This is a genomic window from Halorientalis pallida (genome assembly GCF_004118325.1).
GTDB lineage: Archaea > Halobacteriota > Halobacteria > Halobacteriales > Haloarculaceae > Halorientalis > Halorientalis pallida.
This window is the reverse complement of record NZ_RDFA01000007.1, coordinates 174,092-190,472: the sequence shown is the minus strand read 5'-3', so window position 1 is coordinate 190,472 and position 16,381 is coordinate 174,092. Positions and strand designations below refer to the sequence as shown.

Sequence of the window (16,381 nt, the reverse complement as noted above, 5' to 3'; positions counted from 1 at the left end):
GAGTGGTTGCAGCGTAACTCTCATCCACAGTAGAGTCTCAGAAATCCCGAGATAATTTCTAACACAGTTGGAGCCGAACTATCTGCTATGCCACGAAAAGTGTTAGTACCGACAGATGGGTCGCCACTCTCGAAAGACGCGCTCGAACACGCCATAGCCACGTTCCCAGATGGGGAAATCACGCTCATTCACGTCACCAATCCTCGATACACCGATCCAGCAGACGACGAGCTGCGACCTGACCGAATATTTGCTGAGTTACTCGATGTCGCCGAGCGCCACGATATCGAGGTGAAAACAGAGACATGCGTCGGGCACCCGAGCCGTGAGATCGTGACCGCCAGCGAGGAACATGATGTCGACGAAATCGTGATTGGAAGCCACGGCAGAGAGCGGTCCGCACGAATCCTGTTGGGGAGTGTTGCCGAGCAGGTCCTGCGACGGGCACCCGTTCCCGTCACGATCGTCCGCCCACAGCAACGGGTGGGCGAAAAGCACCATCTCGTTCCAATCGACGGCTCAGAACAGTCGAGAAATGCACTCGAATATGCATATTCAATCTTTCCAGCCGTCGAAACAACGGTACTCCACGCAATCGATCCGATGGAAACACACTACGGCGAAGGGCAACTGGTCCACTCCGAAGCAGAGTATGAACAGATCGAAGCCGAAGCAGAGCAATTGCTGGCGGACGCAAAAGACCTCGCTCGAGAGTACGGTGCCAACGTCACGACAACGACAGTCGTCGAATGGGGGCCAAATAGGCCGGCCTATGCGATCTGCAAGTACGTCGACGAACACGACATTGATCACGTGATTATGGGGAGCCACGGTCGTTCTGGTGTATCCAGGCTGCTCCTCGGGAGTGTCGCAGAGACCGTTGCAAGACGGTCACCTGCACCCGTCACAGTCGTCCGATGACCGTTTCACCAATCTGAATGGATAGCTATCCTTGGAATAGAAATCCATCTCGAAAGGGTGAACGGGCGGACGAAGATTTGGCCGTTATTGCCTCCACTAGGATGGCGGTTCCCAGTCTATATCACCTACCTCGGCGTGAACGCCGAGGTTTGTCGGTGGACTCCCGGTCTATCCACTATACTGTGGAAGGCGTGTAATCGCCGTTCCCGTTCAACGTCCCCGACTTGAGGGCGAGGTGATGGGGCGCCCGTCCAGAACCAGACTTGAGCCGGTTCTGGACGTACCTGTGTGCGATATTCCGTGCCGCGTTGTAGTCGGCGTGTAGCTCTTTGCCGCACTTCTGACAGCCAAAGTCGTCGCCGTCGCGGTTGTCTTCGTGCGTGAAGCCACAGTCGGCGTGACTACACCGTTGACTGGTGTACGCAGGATGGACTGACTCGACGGCGATTCCTTCGCTACGGGCTTTGTACGTCGTCTGGCGTTTCAATTCGCGGAACGCCCACTGCTGGAATTTCGAGGCGTTCGAGATACGTTCCCGTATCTGTTCCAAGTCCTCGAAGACGATAACGGAACAGCCCTGTGACACGGCTTCTTCGACCAGCCGTTTCGACGTTTGGTGGAGGAAGTTCTCTGACCAGTTGGCGAAGGTGTCACCGATGGACTGAATTGTTAGGTGTGCGCTTCGCGTGCCCTGCTGTTGCAGTTGAGCGCGGCGGTGTTCGTACTCGCGGCGTTTGTGATTCAGCAGGTCAGCGTTGCCGATGAACGCACCTGTGCTGGTGACGGCCAGATACCCGTCCACGTTCCGGTCTACGCCGAGAACTGTTCGGCTCTCGGTTTCTTCCGACGACTCGTCGCGTTCCTGTTTGACGGAAACGTGTAGGTAGTAGGTGTCTGTCTGGCGGTCGTAGCGGAGTTTCGCGCCCTGTTTCTGCCACTCGTCGCTCTCCATGTATTCAGCTTGGGGTGAGTCGTCCGGGTAGACGTACTCGGCATGGACACGCCCACTACCGTATGCGGCCAACGAACAATAGCTGTCGAAGTAGCTTATCGCGTTGGTGTTGTAGACAGTCGTGTTCGACGTGAATACGGGCTTCGAGGTACGTTCTCCCTCTTTTATCCTGTCTACGCAACCAGTGAGTGCGTCGGCGGCATGGTTGACAGCGGCCACCGTCAAATCGGCGTGTAGCCCTGTGTCTTCCCGTATCTCGTCGTAGACGAGCGGCTGAAGTCGAGAGCGCGACGTTATTACGTACCCGTCGTCGTCCCCGTCCCAGCCCCGGTCGGCAAATCGCTGTGCGGCGTCCCGAAACGTGTTCATCGTCCGTTTCAGGTCGTCGCGGCGCTCGTCGGGGACGGAGAGTTTGACGACAGGGGTACGCTGAATCTCCATCTACATACCACGAGTGGCACTGACTATATATAAATACTTGGGAGTTGGCCAGGTCGTTGAACGTTGTTTGGTTCTCGGAGCTTACGCGATTCCCGCCCGCCGTGAACGGCGGGACTCCCTCGCTGAATTAGGTGGCATCACTCAGTTCCAGTGCGGCTGACTAGCCTATTTATTGATTCTTGCTCATGCACCGATAGGCCGAACAAGCGCAATACCACGGCCGTCAGAAGGAGGTGGATCTCAAGCTGTCGCTTCGTCTGACCCAACATCCGGAGTCACGAGCGGCAGATCGATATCAATTGCCTCGTACCAAACGGACGGTCGTTTCGACTGTCCATCATCGACGAGTTCGACCAGGTGCAACTCTTCAAGTTCGGTCAAGTTTCGATGGACCTGACTCACATCTCGATCGACGAGGCGAGCGGTCTCGCGGATGCTCTCCGGGTTGTGCTGGACGATTGCACGCAAGAGTTCAAGCGATTTTGGTCGGGTGACACGGTGGACGTCGGCTGGGTCATGATACACGACTTCGAGATGGGGGTCAGGCGTTTCGCCACGATCGAGTGCAGCGAGCGCATCTTCGAGGTCGTCGTCACTCCCTTCTTGGAATCGGATGTGGAGCGTGCGGTCGGTCTTGTTGGAGTTACCAGTTGTGGCCATAGTCACTCACCTCGGATTTGAACCGCTGAAAGAGGGATTGCAGCCCATCAAAGTCAACATCGACGACGGTTCCATCGGCACGATGCTTGTGGTGATGCGCTGCGTCGGGGTGGTCGGGAAAGTTATCATACCGGAGTATGGTTTCGCCGGCTGCATTCCCGTACTGCATCGAGTACTTGATGCCCTCTGGATAGCGGTCAGACGTGGGGACCTGATAGGCAGTGATCTCAGCGTAGCGGTCACCGAAGTCCCGCGTGACGTTGATAATTTGCTGTGCATCGTCCCCTGTCACAAGTGTTGGTACTGGGTCCAACATATTAAGTGTTGGTGAGTGCCACAACACGATCTCGCCAGAGCCATCTGAACGGAATGGAGACGTAGCTGAATGCTGTTCAAGGTTCAGTAGCTGATGAGACGGGTACCGACGCTATGTTGTGCTGTCGCCCAGTTGGTCGTTGACTACGTCGATGATCGTCGTTGCGGTGGTACTGATCCGCTGCAGTCGGTCAGTGATCGTATCCGTCTCGTCCTCAGCCCAGACCGCCAGATAGAACGCTGCGTTGCTCGTGTCGAGGCCGAAGTACCTTCCAACGACGTACGCCACTGCTTCGGCTTCGACTTCGCGTTTGGCCCGTTCGCTGTCGTCGGCCACCTGAAAGTGCAATAGCGCGTGGGCGTACTCGTGGATCAGTGTTGTCGCTAGATCGGCGTCGTTCGTTCTGTCCTTTGCCTTCACCGTTGGACGCTCGTCCTGTCCCGACTGACTACAGACCCCCTTTGCACCCGGATAGGTCCAGTCGGACTGAGCGACGATTTGGACCTCGATATCGAGATCGGGCCCAGCCCTCTGGAGTGCGCCGACTAATTCGGCTCCATCGCCGTGTGTGTCAGTATCGAGTTCCGGGAGTGGCTCGCCTTCTGTCTGGGAGACGTCGAAGACTGGTGCGGGCTTGAACCCGACCAGCCCCTGGTCCCACTCCTCCGGTGGTGTCTCGTCGTACTCACAGCCCGACGTGTCGTGATACGACGGTGCGTTCTCACATTCGGGACACCGCGTGGTGATGATGGGTGCCCAGATCCAGATCGCCGACTCGCCTTCTGTGACGTATCTGTCGAACTCTTCCTGCCAGGTTCGGTAGCCCGCAACCTTCGTCGCCTCAGGGCACTGTTGTTTGATCAGGAGTGTATTCCGGTGTGAGTACTCGTGGAGGCGACTCTGGACATCCAGCCACTCCTGGAACTCCACGCTGGCTTGTGCCTCGTCGACGAGGTGAGTGAGGTCTCCCACCCACTCGTCGATAGTTGCTCGCATCTGTTCATCACGCGTCTCCCGGTCGTCGAATGTCGTGTTGTCACTCGTTGCCATCTCGAATCAGCGCGACCACTGTGTGTGGCCCCGCACCCCCTCGGGGGCAAAAAACAGACCGTCGCGGTGGGTTCAAGCGGGCGAAGAGTGTACTGGGACCCAGGATGGTCTCCGAGGCCGAGATCAAGCGCCTCCGGCTGGAAGCCGACACAATCATGACCCGCTATCAGACGGTCGAAGATGCACTCAAGCAGGCGCGCAACGAGTCCGGCGACCACTGGGAGGCGGGCGAACTCACGGTCACACTGGAGACCCCACAGGGGGAATCGATCGAGGTAGTCCTGGATCTCGATCAGGACCCAGCGGCCAACGCCCAGCAACGCTACGAACGGGTGAAAGAATTGGAAGCCGAGCTCGAACAGCAACAGGCCGTGGTCGGGCAACTCGCACCGCTACCAGCCGATCCGGTGGCGTATCAGATTCTCTATCACCTCGACACGGTCGAGGGGAACTATCCGCGGTCGATGGCCGGACACCTCGATGCTGAACGGAAACAGGTCGAAGCGCTGTGTGAGAAGATGGAAACGGCTGGGCTTCTGGAGCGCGTCGAGTCGGGAACCGTCAAGCAACGCCGGGTGAAGGCCAAGAAAGCCGACGAGGTCCGCCAGCACCACACCTATTACAGGCTCTCACGGGAGGGCGATCACCTCCTGCGCTTTTTAGAAGAACGGGACGGGAAGAAGAACGTCCTCCGGCACTTGCCGGATGGCCAGACGGTCGCCAAGCGACTGGCTCGTGGTGGACCGGATTATCCGCGGATGACCGCTGACGAACTGGACATGGACTTCGAGTACGTTCGCCATCTGTACCGGGCGCTTCAACGCGTGGGACTGGTGACTACCTACGAAGGAAGTACAATCAAGGGCAGTGAACGCAAGCTGAAACCCAAAGACGAGACCCACCGCAAGCACACCTATTACGTGACGACACCCGTGGCTGAAGAATTGCTACGGGAGCTTGATGACTAGTGAAGTCGGTCCATTACGAGTCTTTACAGCGGTGTTTTCTCGATTTCTTCCCAAACATCATATTTACTCCAGCGTACGTCTAGGCGGAGATGCCTGATCGGATTCGAAGCATCGTCCCGATGTTCGGCGGCGCGACGAACTACGTCGCGACACTTGACGCGATTCTTGAGTTCGTCGCCGCACAACAGCCAACGACGGACGAATTGATCGGCTGGCATCGTGGACGATTCGACCGGGTTTCCAGTCGCACCTCGATCCAGCGACGACTCGACTATCTGGTGAACGTCGGCTTTCTCGAACAGACAGACAACGAGTGGATACTCGGCCAAGCCGGTGAAAAGTACCGTACAGACCGCTCGATGGAGACGCTGGCCGAAATAATGTGCCGTCGAAACCTTGGCCTCCGTAGTCTCCTGTATTCGCTTTCTCCAGGTCCGATGACAATCGAGGAAATCAACCGCCAGCAACTCCAGACCCATCCCGAACTCGACTGGGATGAATCGAATACCGATATGGCGAAACAACGGACCGCTTGGCTTCGAAGTCTCGGCCTGGTCGAGAAAGACGGCACCCAGTACCGACTCAGTGAGCAGGGCAGATCGTTTATCGAAGCAGCGATCGAACAGTGGGCCTCTGTAGACACACCAGCAACAGCGACGGACGCCACCACGATGGACGCTCGGAGTTACGAGACGACCGTTCAAGCTCGGTCGGTTGATCCGGAATTCCGAATGACGGTTCTCTCACGCTACGACACAACCTGCCCTGTTTCTGGTGTCGATCATCGGGCGCTCCTGGATGTTGCCCATGTCCTCCCCTGGAGTGAGTACCCCCACCGTCGTGCTGATCTTTCGAACGTCCTCCCGTTGAGTAAAATCCACCACGCTGCTTTCGATCGCGACCTCATCACGATCGATCAGGACTACCGACTGCGCGTGAATCCCACATTCGAGACCGATAGCGATTTACTCCAACGAACGATCCGCGAGCAGGCAGGTGAACCAATCTCGATCCCAGATCGTGGCGTCAATCCGGAATATCTCAGAGAACACAACGAGCGCCTGGAGTGGCTCGCAGACTAAGATCTGCTCTGGACAGCACCATTGCTTCGAGAAGAAGCTACGGTTTAGATCTCAAGAGAGACTACTCGCCATAGACTAGTAGAGGCAAGAAAGTCTGCACTCAGCCTCGACAGTCGTGTTCCCGGATCCGCTCGAGGAAGCCGCGCCGGCGACACATCGGACACTCGAACAGTTCCGCTGTTAGCCCATCCTCAAACTCCGCTAACGCCGCCTGCAAATGCACGATCGCATCCGGTTCCACTGCGCGGGTGTAGGCCTGCACCAGTTGGTGTCTGACTGCCTCAAGATCAACCCGCTCGCTCATACACTACTCACCCGGTCGGCCAGTGCATCACCGAAATGTTCGTAGAGCCGTCGATTAGCCCACCCGCGTTTCTGAGCGACGAAGGCCATCCACTCGTCGATACTTGCCTCCGAGAGGTCAGCAACGTGTTCGCGGTGGCCATCCGGTGCAACCGCGATGACGGAGTCAGTGACCGTGTTGTAGACGTGATCGGTGCCAGTTGTGTCCGTACCACAGAACAGCCACTGTGGCCGGACGGAAGCGTTTTCAGCAGTCCGTGTGTTCGTTGCCATGGGTTCTAATCATCTCAGCAGGAACCCGGCTCGCCTGTCCTTAGCAGGCGGGCGACTTTCTGCGTGAAACCACCCGAAAGAGCCCGGATCCCGTGCCAAACTGTTGTGACTACACACCCATAATACTATTGTTTAGCCACAACCAATCACCGAGACAAGCAGATGGCCACGAAAGGACCAGACCCAACTGTGAGTGATCGTGAATTGATCGACGCCATCGCCAAGGCAGCAGAGCCATTTGCCACTGCTGGTGGTGTCGCTGAACGTGTTGGGCTCTCAGATTGGCGGGTCCGACAGCGTCTAGAACGACTCGGCGAGCGTGGTGAACTCAATCGGGCACGTGTTGGCGGTGGCCCGTGGATCTACTGGCTCGACGACTCGTTTTCCTCGGGATCAAGCTGACGACGCCCGTCATCTGTGAGCCACCAGACACGCGCGTTTCCGATTTTGTCAGATTCAACCAACCGATAGTCTTCGAGACGTTGCAATCGTTTGGAAGCTGCCTGTTGGCTAAGCCCCACCCGTTCGGCGACCTCTGTTGTGCCGAGTGCTGGTTTGTATGCCAGATGGATCTCCATCAAGAACGTCTCATCGTCCACGTTAGGGTCGGGACCACGGCGGTCTGACACGTCCCTATCTACAACACTACACCTACAAGATAAATTTGTCCACTATCTGATGTAGCTACACAACAAATAAGTAGCCGCTCTTTGAGATACCGAATGGGTTCCACGGCGGATACTCGTCAACGCAGAAGTGCAAACGACGACCCGGGCCAGCGGGCCGCCGTGTGGCCTCCTCTCTCGGAAGAAGCCATGTTCGAATATACTCGTGGGGCTATTCAATCCCCCACACGCCCAGTTGCATCGCTCCTAACCACACTCACTGGAGGGACCCGCCAATGACGGCCCTCGAACACCTCGAAGCCCGCATTGCAGACCTGGAGGCCACCGTCGAGTCCCAACAAACCCAGATCGAGAACCTCCAATCAGATCTCCAAACCGAACGCGAGGCACGAAAGGCGGCCGACCAACGCGTCGATTCCCTCCAGTCCACGTGTGAGAAACAGTCCGCACTCCTCGAAGCACTGCGCAAGCGCACGAAAACCACCCAGTCCCAGCTCGCCGAACTACAGACACGCGAACTCGAAAAGGGAGCCCACCTCGAATACGAACACGTCACACCCACCAGGGACCAACTCGACCTGCCCGAGAACCGCCTCGAACGCTTCAAAGACGATGAGGGCACCCAGTGGGTTCGTCTCCCCGATCACGAGGATCCCCTGGAGCGCTCGGGGACTACCCCACTCGCAACTGCGGATCTCCTGCCGATCCAGCAACTGGCCCGCATGGACGACCAGCTACTCACGACAGCCACCAACCGCCGCGCGGACTATCTCGCAGCCAAGGCATGGGCCGAACGCGGGAAACACGACTGCTCGACACTCTGGTCGCTGGGCTGTAACACAGTCTCAGAATACGTCGATGCCTCGGACGTCCGGATCTGGATCAAGTCCACGCACGAACGCTCCGATGAGACATTGAGTTACGACCACGCGAAGAAACTCGCCGGCCAGACACTCGAACGCATTCGCGAGCTTGCCAACGATCGCGTCTATATCGAGAAACGCACCCACCGCAAGGACGGCCTCGAATACAAAGAGCGTCGCCTGGTCCTCCCCAGTGATTCGGATATCCCAGGAACCGCCACCACAGACACTGACACTCCGGGAACGACTGACCTCCCCGGATAGAACCCTCCCCGGAGACTAGAAAATCCAAGCGGACCCCAACGCTCCAGGCTACCTCCCACCCAAGCCGTCGACGCCACCCACGACAGCAGGCGTGGCGTCTGTCTGCCTGCTGTCGGTAGCTGTCGGTCCGCGAGTCAAGCGCGACAACGGCGACTCAGACCAGCCACGGACACACAACTGCCACCGGGGACGACACGTCTCCCCGGAGCGCACGGTGTCATGGAACAGTTTCTAAGATTGGTTCGAGACTACGCGGAATGAGTTACCTGCTCAATGTATATGCCTACTGATCGCTGAGAATCCTAACATCCTTCGTCTGTTTTTCTGAAAACCGTACAATATGTAGACACATATCAGGCACAAGAATGAGAGCAGACTCCGCGACGAGTTCCTCACCGAGTGGCGTTCGGAATGAGAAACCATGGCCGTCAGCTTCCAGAGACGGAAGCAGTTCCGCCACGTTCTGGTAACAACTGACGTGCCGGCCCACGGCGTATCATTTGTGGTTGTGTTTGCATGTCCCCGACCGAAACACCACCACGACGCGTTGCGATCGCCTGTCAGGGCGGCGGGAGCCACACGGCGTTCACCGCCGGAGTTCTCGACCGCCTCCTCTCGGAGGACGAAGTCGAGTACGACATCGTCGGGTTCAGCGGGACGTCCGGTGGCGCCATCTGTGCCTTCGCCGCCTGGTTCGGTCTGGCGAGCGAGGGTCGAGACAAGGGACGTGCGAAATCGAGGCGTTTGCTGGCACAGATATGGGATGATCTCGAGGCGGACGGCGTGTTCGATACGATGGTGAACGCTATCAGCGTCTCGACGGTTCGGGCACAGGGATTTGGGATCCCGCTTCCAGCCGTGAGTCCGTATGCCACGCCGGGGTCCGACTGGGGGAGAACGGTGCTCCGTGAGACCCTCGAGGACGCGATCGGTCCGGACGAACTCGCGAGCGTGGTGAATCGGTCCGAGCCGGTTCCCCCGCGGCTCGACATCGGGGCGGTCGACGTCCAGCGTGGGTCCTTCAGGAGTTTCACCGAGCGGGACGTGAGCTACGACGCTGTCCTCGCTTCGGCCGCCGTCCCCAACCTGTTCCAGGCCGCACCGGTGACCCAGCCCGACGGGACGACGCGCTATTACTGGGACGGGCTGTTCTCTCAGAACCCGCCACTGGAGAATCTCTTCAGCCGTGCGCCCGGCCGGCTCGATCCCCCAGACGAACTGTGGATCGTCCAGATAAACCCCCAGCGAGAGGAATCTATCCCGACCGACCTCGAAGCGATCGCCGACCGGCGGAACGAACTGGGCGGCAACCTCTCGGTCAACCAGGAACTCGAATTCATTCGACAGCTCAACGAGTGGCACGCCACGGGCGCACTCGAGGATGTCTACCAGCCGATCGAAGTGAAGACGATCAATCTGGACGAGTCCGTCCCATCGCCGGACAGACGGTTCGACTACGCGACAAAGTTAGACCGGTCACCGCGGTTCCTCGAACTGCTCTGGGACCACGGCCGGGCGCAAGCCGAGCGCTTCCTCGCAACAGAACGAGACCGGCGTCATGTCCGGGAGACAGTGGAAGCGACCTGGACAACAGACCGCCGCGCTACCATCGACGAGTGGGTCCGTCCATCCTACGAGGCACACTTTCCGACCAGTCTGGTCAATCTCCGAAACTACCTTCGGGATGACCCGAGCGAAGGACCTGGCACCTTCGACCTCGAGGACGTACTCGAATTCAGAGCGTTGCTCCAACAGGCCGTTCCCGATTTAGCGGTCGAAGTAGAGGAGATGGTCGCCCAACCGAACGCGGTCGCGACCCGGTGGAAGGGGACCGGAACTCACACTGGGACCTTCCTCGGCATCGAACCGACGGAGGACACGGTGACGATTTCGGGGATGCGGATAGACCATCTCCGAGACGGTCGCTTAGCCGAGTCCTGGCTTCTCCTCGAACAGTGGAGCTTGCTTCGCCAATTGAACGTTGCGGAGACCGCAACTCCCGTCTCGACGACGAGCCGGATGGCAGCAACGCCAGTCGTCACCGAACTGTCCGCCCCAGCCGAGAACGAGGAACTCACACGGTCGCTCGTCACTGACGTCTGGAACAACGGTCGTCGAGAATATCTGGACGCCGTGGTCGGAGACAACGAGGTTATGTATCTCGACGGTCAGAATGACTTGGTCGGTCCCGAGGCCTACTGGGAGTTCGTCTCCAACTACCGCGAGGCGTTCCCCGACCTGAAGCTCACGATCGAAGATACCGTGTCGGAAGGGGACAAAATCGTCGTCCGGAAACGGTTGCAGGGGACACACGAGGGCCAGGTGTTCGGCGTGGACGCGACCGGCAATCGCGTGGACGTGACACGCATGGTCATCCACCACATCGATGACGGCCGTATCGTCGAAACCGGGATGGTCGAAGACACGATGGGGCTCCTGCAGCAGCTGGAAGCCCGGCCCGAAGTGATCGAAGTATAGCGTCCAATCCGGCCCGTCAGTCCGTTAGCATAAAAAAGACAGAATACACTGCTCAGCAGGAGTGCCTGGATGAACACAGTATAATATTTTTCTTCCGTTTCCGAGCCAGAGAAGGTCGATAAGACCTATACAATTCCCGGGTGCTGGCTGAAGTATGAGCATGATCTCGAAAAGTCGGCTGTTGGTATCCGGCGGGAGCCTTCTGTTGGTATTTCAACTAACTGTGTTTCAGCAAGCTTTCAACATAGTCGAAAACCCCAGAGTTTCAGGCTCACTGAGGGGTGTTCTCAGCGGTGGATTGTTGCTCATCGCCACAATCTGTATCGGTAGCGGAGCGTATCTTCGGTATCAGTGTTCCTCAGCCGTGGAGGACTTACACTAAGAAAGAGCGTGTCATAGAAGTCTTCACATGGTATAGTCATGCTGCATACACTCTGTATCGGTCACGGCGCTTCTGACAGACTTCGTGACGAAGATCAGCACCACCAGTGAGTAGCTCACCTGTACTGACCGAATCGGGGCGAAAAGTCGATATCAGAACCGCTGTATGACACCCAACTCCCCGGAGAGAGCGATCCATACGCTTAAGCTACACTCAGCAATGGCAAGCGTATGCCTTCTGACTCGAACTATCGATTCCCTGCACATCCATTTTCGATCGAGGAGGCACTAGCTGTCCGAGAGAAAGTCTCCGCATTCGTGCATACTGCACCGTTGTTCGGACTCGAATCCACAACGCGTGGCCAGGGGAGTGGCGCACGATCAGTTGTCGGGCTGTACGTTGGCGTCAACCGGCAGGCCCATCTCTTTGGATTCGAACCGGAGACGAAGACATGGAAAGCAGTCGCCGTCGTCCCCGATGGCGAAGTGACCACACTCGAAGGGATGGACCTCGACTCGCGAAACTCACACAGTGGCTCAGGAAGCACTATCCCGACGAACAGCTCGTTCCGTTCGGGAAAAGTGAGAAACGCTTGAATTGATTTGGATGTCGGAAGCGGTGACCAGACGATAACGAGTAGATCCACGCACTCAAACCAGTGTGAGTTCGCCCTCACGAGCGCTGATGTGCAAGCTCTGTGCATACGCCGAAACCGTTATGATTCTATGTGCAAAACGTGTGCATAAGATGAGCGCAAGCGACGATCCGCGACGGGTCCATTTTCACTCCCCCGAGTACCTCGTTGACCGGCTCGATGCAATCGCGGAACTCTTCGACAAGGATCGCACGGATCTGCTCGTCGAAGCCATCCGCGAGTACATCGAAGAGACCGCCGATAGCGAGACGTTTCAGGAACTCGTCGCGACGAAGTACTACGACGACCAACTCGAATTCGAGACGGTCAAGCAGTTGGTCGGAGCCGAAACTGCCCAGCGACTCCGCCTCCTCAAGGCAGACCTCGAGGACGAGCCGCTCGATCTCGCCGCCCCCGACGACGTCGACGTCTACGATGGTGATATCACGACGGTCGATACCGAAGCTGACGATCGATGAGCGGCCATCGACTGCGAACGGTCGTCGCAGATACTAGCGCGCTCGTCAGTCTGGCCGTACCCCGGGCTGACGCATCCGTCGACACAGATGACGCGGACCCATTCCAGTATCTCCTCACCTCGTGTGACGTGTTCGTCCCGCCGGAAGTCGTTGCAGAACTCCGCGATATCACGCAGTATCAGGACATCCACGGCGCGGCTGCGAGTAACGTCCTCGCGGCCCGTTCTCACTACACAGTCGAGGATCCCTACGAGGGTGCCGACACCCCAGATTCTCGGCCGACGTTTGGCCTCGACGACGGCGAAACCGACGGGATAGTCCTCGCGAACGCACTCGACGTCGACGGCTTCCTTACCGACGAGTTCGGCGGGACGAACTTCCCACTCATTCACGCCGTGCTTCAGGGGCCGCGGATCGTCCCGACACCGCGGCTCATCTTCGACTACGCCCGAAACGGCCATCTGACGCAGGCAGAAGCGAGAACACTGCTCACGACGAGCAGCCCACACCGTAGTTGGAAGAACAGTCCTTATGTCACGCAATTACTCCGGCGTCTCGGAGAATAGATCTCAGCACACTCACGAGTGAGCTTCTCGCGTAGCTCAACTCACAGGGTGAACAGATGACTTACCAACACAAGATCCTGTTCCGCACTGTACGTCGTATAGCAACACGGTTTCTTTTCGAGCCGCCTGGATCGGACAGCTGTCTCAAATATCGAACCCCACCACGTGAGGTTGTGGCTGCCGGCCGACCGTAGGGAGGCCGGGAGCGGAGGGTGGGGAGGTGGGTCGTGGGAGGTCTGGTCTCGAAAAAGAAAGAGCCGTGCGCTGCCTACTCGGGCCTGTCCCCGAGAATTGTCACCTGACTTCGCCCCGTGAGTGCAACCGAACACCGACCCTGGTACCAACTCTTCGCGACCCCTCGCATTCGCACCCGATCACCTTCCTCAACGATCGGCTGCCCTGACTTCCGCCAGCTCGTAAACTTGGTTTCGCTCGTCCCGTCGTCGATCAGTCCAACCTGGCTGATCTTCGGCGATTGTGACTCCCAGAGCACACTCACAGTTCCCTCGATGTCCACCTCGTAGTCGTCGACCCGCTCCAGTGCTGCAATCGGGATTACCTGTCCGGGCCCCATCTGTAACTCCTCAAACACCGTCATTACGGCACTCGCCACATCCGTTCCATCCACGACCCGCTCTGCCAGCCGCCGGCTGATTGCCGCTCGTGACCAGCCGCGTAGCTCCTCGCTCACCCGCGCTGCCTCTTGGTTTACTTCCGCCAGTTCAGCTCTGGACAACTGCAGTCGTGCGTCTGCCCGATCTGGGTCTGCCCAGGGGTCGACACTCGCCGCGCGCTTCTCGAATGAACGCCGGCGCTTGATACTCCCCGACCGAGCCACCGCTTGCGTTCGTTTCTCTCGATCGGAGTCCACTCGCCGATCCACCCGCTGGAACGTTCTCGTTATTTCTTCCTCTCGTGCCTGCATCCGCTCTTCTGCTTCGAGGGTCAGCCCCTCGGGGGTTGCATCCGGGTGGTTCGTATCCACTTTCCCCTGTATTTCCTGCTCGACAGACGGCCGCAGTTCGGGGTTCTCTTCGACTGCGTCTTCCTGGCCCTGTGCATCCGCGATCGGATCACGGACATCCAGATCGACGTGTTTGACTGCCTGTGCAACGGACGAAACTTCATTACCTCGTGGGTTCGTATCTGACATTGGTCATCACGACCGAAGGCGCTCACCGCGCCGACAACCGCGACCCTACTCGCGGTTTTCTCACACCGACCGACTCGATCAGTCACACCGCTGCGCGCCGCTCGCGCCTTCGCTTGCGCCCGCCAGGGCGCGAGCGGCGCGCTCTCTCGGACGGCCACCCAGCGACGCGCGCCGGTTCGCCTGGCACGACCGTCCAGCACACAAGCCGGTTTCGTGTCCGAGCCTGCGAGGACCGACAGCGCGCTTGGTGCTGGCGCGAAACCAGACGCCCGGAACGGCGAGCAGTGCGTGGCCGACCGCAGGGAGGCCACAAAGCGAGCGGGGAGGGACGACCCGCGAGCAGCGAGGCGCACGCCCGGAATGGTCGGTCGCGAGGGACGAGCGGTTCGACCGACAGGGAGAACCGCGTGTGCGAACGGCTGGAAGCCGTGAGCAAGTGCCGGGCGAGAGAGGCGAGCGGGGCGGGCCATTCACAACGTCAACAAACACCCGCTTCGCCACCTCGAAAAACCACACCTGGTGGAGTGAAGGGGCGAGTGCGCTCCGGGAACCCCGACCCGTCAAGCACCAACTGGAGCGCAGACGCGGTCGCGGGACTGGAGCGTGCGAGGGCTTTCAGAGAGCGCTAGAGGACAGTTCCGAACAGCACCGGCCAGCATATCACTCACCTCCAGAATATCGAGTTTTCTCGTGCTCACGGAACTCTCTGGATTCCGGGAATGCCCACATTGTCGGCCTGCATCACCTGTAGAATCAGCGCAAGAAGACTCAATATAAAAACACGATTGCTTTACTCCCACCCGATAAATACACGGTGAGATGGCCCGACTCGTCTTCTATCATCACCCACAGGCCGACCAGTTCTCACTTACATATAGCTCGGCATCGATGGCAGAGATCCGATCGCAGCGAGCGCAATCCGACGAGTCGACGAAGTGTATCGGATACCCCTTTGAAACACCGGTCTATGTACTCTATGAAGGCGATGGAGAGATTGAATCAGCCCAGGATATCGACTTCGATCAGGAGTGGCTGAGCGACCGTATGGGTGGCCTTTCACGTGCTGGAGAAGTTGTCACATTCCGCTTAGTTGAGTTGCTCGAAGCCGCTGTCGATGTTCGGGAAGAAGAAGCGGTCCGGCTCTACAAGGAGTTCGAACCGCAAAAGATCCAGCAGGCACTCGATCACGTCTCCTGGGGAGCACCACTTCCGACTGTTGCTGGAGAAGTGATGTCGAATTTGATTCTCCGGCATTCCCTCCCGAATGCGAATCACCGAACTGGCATCGCGATGCTGCAATTCTGTATCGAGAGTGTGGATCCGGAGTTCCAGATGCCACGAACCCACGTCGACGACGACACCTGGCGTGAGTGGGTCGATTCCTACATCGTCGATTCCAAGCGGCTCATCACGGTCCGTCGAAACAACCTCCGATTCAAGCAGCTCGAAGAGTTGGACGTCGACCTCGTCGAACGGAAAGATGGAATCCAAATCCGATTAGCCGAGTTCGAGTTGGATATGCACTGGCGAGAGGCCCTCTCGGAGTATGCTGGGCAACACGAGTCCCACTGTAGAGACTTCGCTCAAGCAGTCCTCGAGCGTGCAGAACGTGATGATCTGCTCGATCGACAGGGCCCGACGAAACAAGAGTTCGTCACGTTCCTCGAGAACGGGCTCGTCGAACGGGACTTCAGAGAACTGTTTTGATCAGTCGCGAAGCTCGGCGACCGACTGGCCGACCTCGTGAACGTGCTCACTTCGTTCGAGGTCGAGTTCCTCGGCGAGGTAGTCAACCGTCTCTTCGAGGTTCATACTGGATAGAAGTCTGTCAAGCGGTATAAACCTAGTGTTGGCACCATTGAAGAGGTTCGATCCTATTTACGACGCACTCGCTTACGGGTGATTCCTGACCTAGCACTACCCACACCTGGTGGATGAAGGGCGAGTGCGCTCCGGGAACCCCGACCCGT

Annotated in this window: 16 protein-coding genes; 8 read left to right on the top strand and 8 right to left on the bottom strand. The window is 58.2% G+C overall.

Annotated elements, in window-relative coordinates; all coding sequences use genetic code 11:
- The first annotated feature begins 87 nt into the window (after positions 1–87).
- Entirely contained in the window at positions 88–921 is an 834-nt protein-coding gene (locus EAF64_RS17995; protein ID WP_129070362.1) for a universal stress protein, read from the top strand.
- 175 nt (positions 922–1,096) lie between these two features.
- Here the strand turns inward: EAF64_RS17995 and EAF64_RS17990 are convergent, their stop codons facing one another.
- From EAF64_RS17990 to EAF64_RS17975, 4 genes are all read right to left on the bottom strand, one after another.
- Complete coding sequence (locus EAF64_RS17990) at positions 1,097–2,314, bottom strand: RNA-guided endonuclease InsQ/TnpB family protein (RefSeq protein ID WP_129070361.1); 1,218 nt, start codon at positions 2,312–2,314, stop codon at positions 1,097–1,099.
- A 240-nt stretch (positions 2,315–2,554) separates the two neighbouring features.
- The gene (locus EAF64_RS17985) at positions 2,555–2,974 is read right to left on the bottom strand and encodes an HVO_A0114 family putative DNA-binding protein (RefSeq protein ID WP_129070360.1); all 420 of its coding nucleotides are present in this window, start codon (positions 2,972–2,974) and stop codon (positions 2,555–2,557) included.
- The gene (locus EAF64_RS17980) at positions 2,958–3,266 is read right to left on the bottom strand and encodes a toxin-antitoxin system TumE family protein (protein ID WP_193767756.1); all 309 of its coding nucleotides are present in this window, start codon (positions 3,264–3,266) and stop codon (positions 2,958–2,960) included. The genes EAF64_RS17985 and EAF64_RS17980 overlap by 17 nt, the downstream gene beginning before the upstream one ends.
- Before the next feature lie 135 nt (positions 3,267–3,401).
- On the bottom strand, positions 3,402–4,340 hold the full coding sequence (locus EAF64_RS17975; protein ID WP_129070358.1) for an ImmA/IrrE family metallo-endopeptidase: 939 nt from the start codon (positions 4,338–4,340) through the stop codon (positions 3,402–3,404).
- Between the two features lie 104 nt (positions 4,341–4,444).
- On the opposite strand from EAF64_RS17975, the gene EAF64_RS17970 reads away from it, so the two are divergent.
- Positions 4,445–5,308 (top strand): DUF2250 domain-containing protein, encoded by an 864-nt coding sequence (locus EAF64_RS17970; protein ID WP_129070357.1) that lies wholly within the window; start codon positions 4,445–4,447, stop codon positions 5,306–5,308.
- Between the two features lie 89 nt (positions 5,309–5,397).
- Positions 5,398–6,390 (top strand): HNH endonuclease, encoded by a 993-nt coding sequence (locus EAF64_RS17965; RefSeq protein ID WP_227739047.1) that lies wholly within the window; start codon positions 5,398–5,400, stop codon positions 6,388–6,390.
- Between the two features lie 100 nt (positions 6,391–6,490).
- Here the strand turns inward: EAF64_RS17965 and EAF64_RS17960 are convergent, their stop codons facing one another.
- From EAF64_RS17960 to EAF64_RS17945, 3 genes are all read right to left on the bottom strand, one after another.
- Positions 6,491–6,694, bottom strand: a complete 204-nt coding sequence (locus EAF64_RS17960; protein ID WP_129070356.1) for a hypothetical protein — start codon at positions 6,692–6,694, stop codon at positions 6,491–6,493.
- Positions 6,691–6,966: a hypothetical protein gene (locus EAF64_RS17955; protein ID WP_129070355.1), complete on the bottom strand. Its 276-nt coding sequence runs from the start codon at positions 6,964–6,966 to the stop codon at positions 6,691–6,693. The genes EAF64_RS17960 and EAF64_RS17955 overlap by 4 nt, the downstream gene beginning before the upstream one ends.
- Positions 6,967–7,328: 362 nt before the next feature.
- The gene (locus EAF64_RS17945; protein ID WP_227739046.1) at positions 7,329–7,565 is read right to left on the bottom strand and encodes a winged helix-turn-helix domain-containing protein; all 237 of its coding nucleotides are present in this window, start codon (positions 7,563–7,565) and stop codon (positions 7,329–7,331) included.
- Positions 7,566–7,867: 302 nt separating this feature from the next.
- On the opposite strand from EAF64_RS17945, the gene EAF64_RS17940 reads away from it, so the two are divergent.
- From EAF64_RS17940 to EAF64_RS17920, 4 genes are all read left to right on the top strand, one after another.
- Positions 7,868–8,719, top strand: a complete 852-nt coding sequence (locus EAF64_RS17940) for a hypothetical protein (protein WP_129070353.1) — start codon at positions 7,868–7,870, stop codon at positions 8,717–8,719.
- 516 nt (positions 8,720–9,235) lie between these two features.
- Entirely contained in the window at positions 9,236–11,197 is a 1,962-nt protein-coding gene (locus EAF64_RS17935) for an ester cyclase (protein WP_129070352.1), read from the top strand.
- Positions 11,198–12,326: 1,129 nt separating this feature from the next.
- Positions 12,327–12,692: a hypothetical protein gene (locus tag EAF64_RS17925; RefSeq protein ID WP_129070350.1), complete on the top strand. Its 366-nt coding sequence runs from the start codon at positions 12,327–12,329 to the stop codon at positions 12,690–12,692.
- A complete protein-coding gene (locus EAF64_RS17920) occupies positions 12,689–13,258 on the top strand; it encodes a hypothetical protein (protein ID WP_129070349.1) in 570 nt (189 codons plus the stop codon). Before EAF64_RS17925 ends, EAF64_RS17920 begins: the two co-directional genes overlap by 4 nt.
- Before the next feature lie 268 nt (positions 13,259–13,526).
- Here the strand turns inward: EAF64_RS17920 and EAF64_RS17915 are convergent, their stop codons facing one another.
- Positions 13,527–14,411 carry a DNA-binding protein gene (locus tag EAF64_RS17915; protein WP_227739045.1) on the bottom strand — a complete coding sequence of 295 codons (885 nt, stop codon included), beginning with the start codon at positions 14,409–14,411 and terminating at the stop codon, positions 13,527–13,529.
- A gap of 819 nt (positions 14,412–15,230) precedes the next feature.
- Between EAF64_RS17915 and EAF64_RS17910 the strand changes: the two genes are divergently transcribed.
- A complete protein-coding gene (locus EAF64_RS17910; RefSeq protein ID WP_129070348.1) occupies positions 15,231–16,118 on the top strand; it encodes a hypothetical protein in 888 nt (295 codons plus the stop codon).
- The last annotated feature ends 263 nt before the right edge of the window (positions 16,119–16,381 follow it).